Source organism: Xanthomonas sp. SHU 308, assembly GCF_000364645.1.
Classification (GTDB): Bacteria; Pseudomonadota; Gammaproteobacteria; order Xanthomonadales; family Xanthomonadaceae; genus Xanthomonas_A; species Xanthomonas_A sontii.
Genome location: NZ_AQOK01000020.1, coordinates 1 through 3,717, shown reverse-complemented (window position 1 = coordinate 3,717; position 3,717 = coordinate 1). Strand labels below are relative to the sequence as shown.

Sequence of the window (3,717 nt, the reverse complement as noted above, 5' to 3'; positions counted from 1 at the left end):
CAGGCGGTGCCCGGCGCCGTCGGCTACAACGTGCGCTGGGGCCTGCGTGCCGACCGCCTCAACCTCACCTACCAGGTGTTCGCCGACCGCGGCACCGACCTGGAGATCCGGGCGCTGAACCGCGACCAGGACTACGTGTTCGCCGTCGAAGCCTTCGACGAGCGCGGTGTCTCCCCGCTGAGCGCCCGCATCGCCGTGCCATGAAGCCATCACCGCCTTCCCGTATGCTTGGCCCCACCTCGACCGCGCACCGGCGATGCGGCGCGCGGCAGGATCGGCTGCCGATCGAAGGAGAAGGACGATGCACCAGCACCAGGGAACCCAGCACCAGCGCCGGCTGCGCGCCTGGCTGATCGCCGCGATGGTCGCCGGCGTGTGCGGCAATGCCGCCGCGCAGCAGACCGACCCGCGCGATGCGCAACTGCAGCAACAGCAGCGCCTGCTGCAGCAGCAGGCCCAGCAGATCCAGCAGATGCAGCAGCAACTGCAGCAGATGCCGCCGGCCGGCACCGAAGCCGCTGCACCGCGCGATGGCCTGTCCGCCACCTACCACGACTGCCGCAAGCAGGCGCAGGGCCTGGACGAGAGCCGCCGCTGCATCCAGCGCGAACAGCGCGTGCAGCAGGAGCGCCTGGACCGCGCCTACGACAAGCTGCGCTACCGCATCAGTGGTACCGACCGGTCCCGCCTGATGGACGCGCAGTCCACCTGGCAGCAGTCCAACGAACAGGCCGCCAACCTGGACCGGGCGCTCGGCGCACGCGGCCAGGAGGCGGGCCTGCAAAGCGCCGAAGCCACCCTGCGCCGGATCAGCTCCCGCGCCGACGAACTGGAAGGCTATACGCGCGGCGGGCGTTGAGGGCAGCGACAGGCAAGCCGTCGGACGATACGCGGCAGCGTGTTGCGGTGCCGAGCGGGCGATTGTCCCCGGCAGCAGCGCACGGTTGAGGTCTTTCAAAGGCGTTGCATGGAGGCCGGAGATGGCAGGCATGGAACAACGGGATCGGATTCGTAAGCGGAGCACGTCGCCACAACTGCCGCACCCTGGCCTTGTCTCATCGTTCAAATGGGCGCACGCGCGCTGGCTCGGCACCCGGTGCCTCGGGGCCCTGTCCGCGATGGTGCTAAGTGGCGCAGTCGCGGCGGCTCCGTCCTTGCCGTCGGGCGCGGAGTTGTTGGCGTTGCAGAAGGACGCGCTGCGTCCGACATATTCGCAGTGTCTCTCCAAGGCGATGCAGCAGGAGGCGCGGGAACGCTGCGTGGACGAGGAGTTCGCCTACCAGGACGGCGAGTTGAACAGGGTCTACCGCGCCCGCATGGCGGCCCTGCTCTCCGCGAAAGAGCGATCGACGTTGCAAGCCGCACAGCGCCAGTGGATCGCGCAGATCTACCAGAACCGCTGCAAACTGCCAGAGCAGGCAAGCCCAGCGATGCGCCTGGATGCCAAGCAATGCAGACTGGCCACGACGATCGGCCGACTGCGCCAACTGAACGATCCGCAGTTCGTCGCGTCGATCAGTGCCGCCAGGCCGATCACGCCGTCGCCCGATGCAGGCTCGGTGGCGAAGGTGTTCACTGCGACTGGGCTGCCGGATGCGGCGGGACAGGTCGCGTTTTCCCTTGGAGATCTAAGCCTGCAGGTCGCAGACGCGCATTGTCGCGACACCGGCGGGCTACTCCTGCGCTGCGCGCCCGCGACGGTCGTGGTGCAGCGTCAAACAGGTAAACAGTCCATCCCTGTCCCGTCGCTGGTCTTTTTGAACAAGACAGCGGATCAACAGGACTATGTCGCCGCCTACCGCGGCACCATCGCCCAACAGGGCGAAGAGAGCAAGGGCCTGCGCTATACCGTGATCGTCTCGGACATCAATGGCGACGGCTACGACGATCTGCTGTTGTGGACCGACTTTTCCGGCCGCCTCGGCGCGCCCGCCTATACCTATTATCTATTCGATCCAAAGGCCAAGCGCTTTGTGAAGAGCGAGAAGCTCGCACAGGCGACACGCGGCCTCGCACTCTCGGGCATCAGCGGCACGACCCTGCACCTGTGGTCCGAAGAAGGACAATGCAAACGCACCATGGTGACGCTTGCACTGCACGGAACGACACCGACGCGGCATTCCAGCAAGACCCTGGATTTCTGCGAGTAGCCAGCCAGTACGGCGCAGCCCTCGCACGCCCCAGAGAGACAAGGACTTCCCATGAGCGACGGATACGGCAAGCAGAACGCAGGATTCGGGCTGACACGCGAACAGTCGGTCGACCTGATCGTCCGCAGCTGCCTGGATCACGGTGTCACCGACACCCGGCAGATCGCATATGTGCTGGCAACCGCACAGCACGAATCCAGGGACTTCCAGGCACCTGAAGAGGACTGGGGGCGAAAGCAGGCCGTGACGCTGTCCTATCACGGTGGCGAAGCCTATTACGGCCGCGGTTATGCGCATCTCACCCATGTCGAGTTGTACGAAAAGCTTGGCGAGAAGGCCGGGCTAGGCCGAGAACTCGTGCAATCGCCAAGCCGGGCTGCGGAAGCCGCCATTGCGACGAAGATCCTCGTCGCCGGCATGCGCGATGGCGACTTCGTGCCGGGACAGACCCTGGCCGCCCATATCAACGCCGACAAACAGGACTATGCCGGCGCACGCGCGATCATCAATCCCCGTGATGCGGCAAGCGTGCAAACCATCGCCGGTTATGCGCGCACTTGGGAAGCTTCGGTACCTGCGCTGGTAGAGCGCGCCCAACGCGAAGGCGTGGCGCCCGCGCAAGCGCCGGCTGCATCCAATCCGCCGGTGTCTGTCGGCAAGGGCGATGCGAATCAAACCGTCTTCGAAGCACAGCAGTATCTGGCGGCGTTGGGGATGACCGACGGCAAGGGCAAGACCATCTCGCCCGATGGTGATTTCGGCGCCGGGACCGAACATGCGGTCAAGCAGTACGAACGCAGCAAAGGCGTGGCAGAGCCAACCGGCCGCGTCGATGCCGCCATGCTGGCCGAACTGCGCGCCGATACCTTGCAGGCACAGCCGCAATTCAAGCGCCAGACCATGACGGACCTATACGGGCCATTGAAGGACGGGGAGCTCCGCCGAGGCGAGAAGGGGGAGCCCGTCTATGAGCTGCGCCGGCAGTTGCAGGGCCTGGGCTACATCCAGAATGCGCCTCCGAACTGGAGCGGCGACCGCCTTTACGACGAGCACATCGAAACCGGCGTCCGTGCGTTCCAGAAGGCCAATGGGCTACAGGAGACCGGACGCGCCGATACGGAGACGCGGCGACAGTTGAATGCGTTCGCGGTGAGCCAGCATCTAGCGCCGACCACGGAATTCGACCGTCCGGAAAATTGGCCTCCGCAACCGCCGCCGTATACCAGGGCCGAGTACCAGACCCGCCAGCAGGCACCAGGCCAACCCGCCCAATCCGCACCTGCAGCGCAAGAACCATCGCCAGATCGCCGACAAGGCCAGGCACCGACGTCGGCAACACCTGGTGCCATGCACAGTTCGCTGTATCAGGACTGCTGCAACGGCGTGGACGCACTTGACCGGCAACTGGGCCGCGGGTCCGACACGGCGAGCGCATGCATGAAGGCCAGCCTGACCGAGCTCGCCACACGCAGCGGCCTTACCCGGGTCGATCATGTGCTGCTCAGCGAACGCGGTCGTCAGGCCGAACCAGGGCAGTACGTCTTCGTCGTCGAAGGCGATCCACGCA

The 3,717-nt window shown here is 65.8% G+C and carries 4 protein-coding genes; all 4 read left to right on the top strand.

The genetic code is table 11. The features are described from left to right. Nucleotides 1-204: fibronectin type III domain-containing protein (locus D588_RS0101060; protein ID WP_026143232.1), on the top strand; the 204-nt coding region annotated here is incomplete at its 5' end. Between the two features lie 97 nt (nt 205-301). After that, entirely contained in the window at nt 302-859 is a 558-nt protein-coding gene (locus D588_RS0101055) for a lysozyme inhibitor LprI family protein (RefSeq protein ID WP_017914666.1), read from the top strand. 121 nt (nt 860-980) lie between these two features. After that, nucleotides 981-2,150, top strand: a complete 1,170-nt coding sequence (locus D588_RS26050) for a lysozyme inhibitor LprI family protein (RefSeq protein WP_081613443.1) — start codon at nt 981-983, stop codon at nt 2,148-2,150. A gap of 51 nt (nt 2,151-2,201) precedes the next feature. Further along, nucleotides 2,202-3,717 (top strand): peptidoglycan-binding protein (locus tag D588_RS0101045; protein ID WP_017914664.1); only part of this gene is annotated, 1,516 nt, incomplete at its 3' end.

Excerpts from the sequence above, each read along its gene's own strand:
- D588_RS0101055 (WP_017914666.1), top strand. The coding sequence starts at position 302 with ATGCACCAGCACCAGGGAACCCAGCACCAGCGCCGGCTGCGCGCCTGG.
- D588_RS26050 (WP_081613443.1), top strand. The coding sequence starts at position 981 with ATGGCAGGCATGGAACAACGGGATCGGATTCGTAAGCGGAGCACGTCG.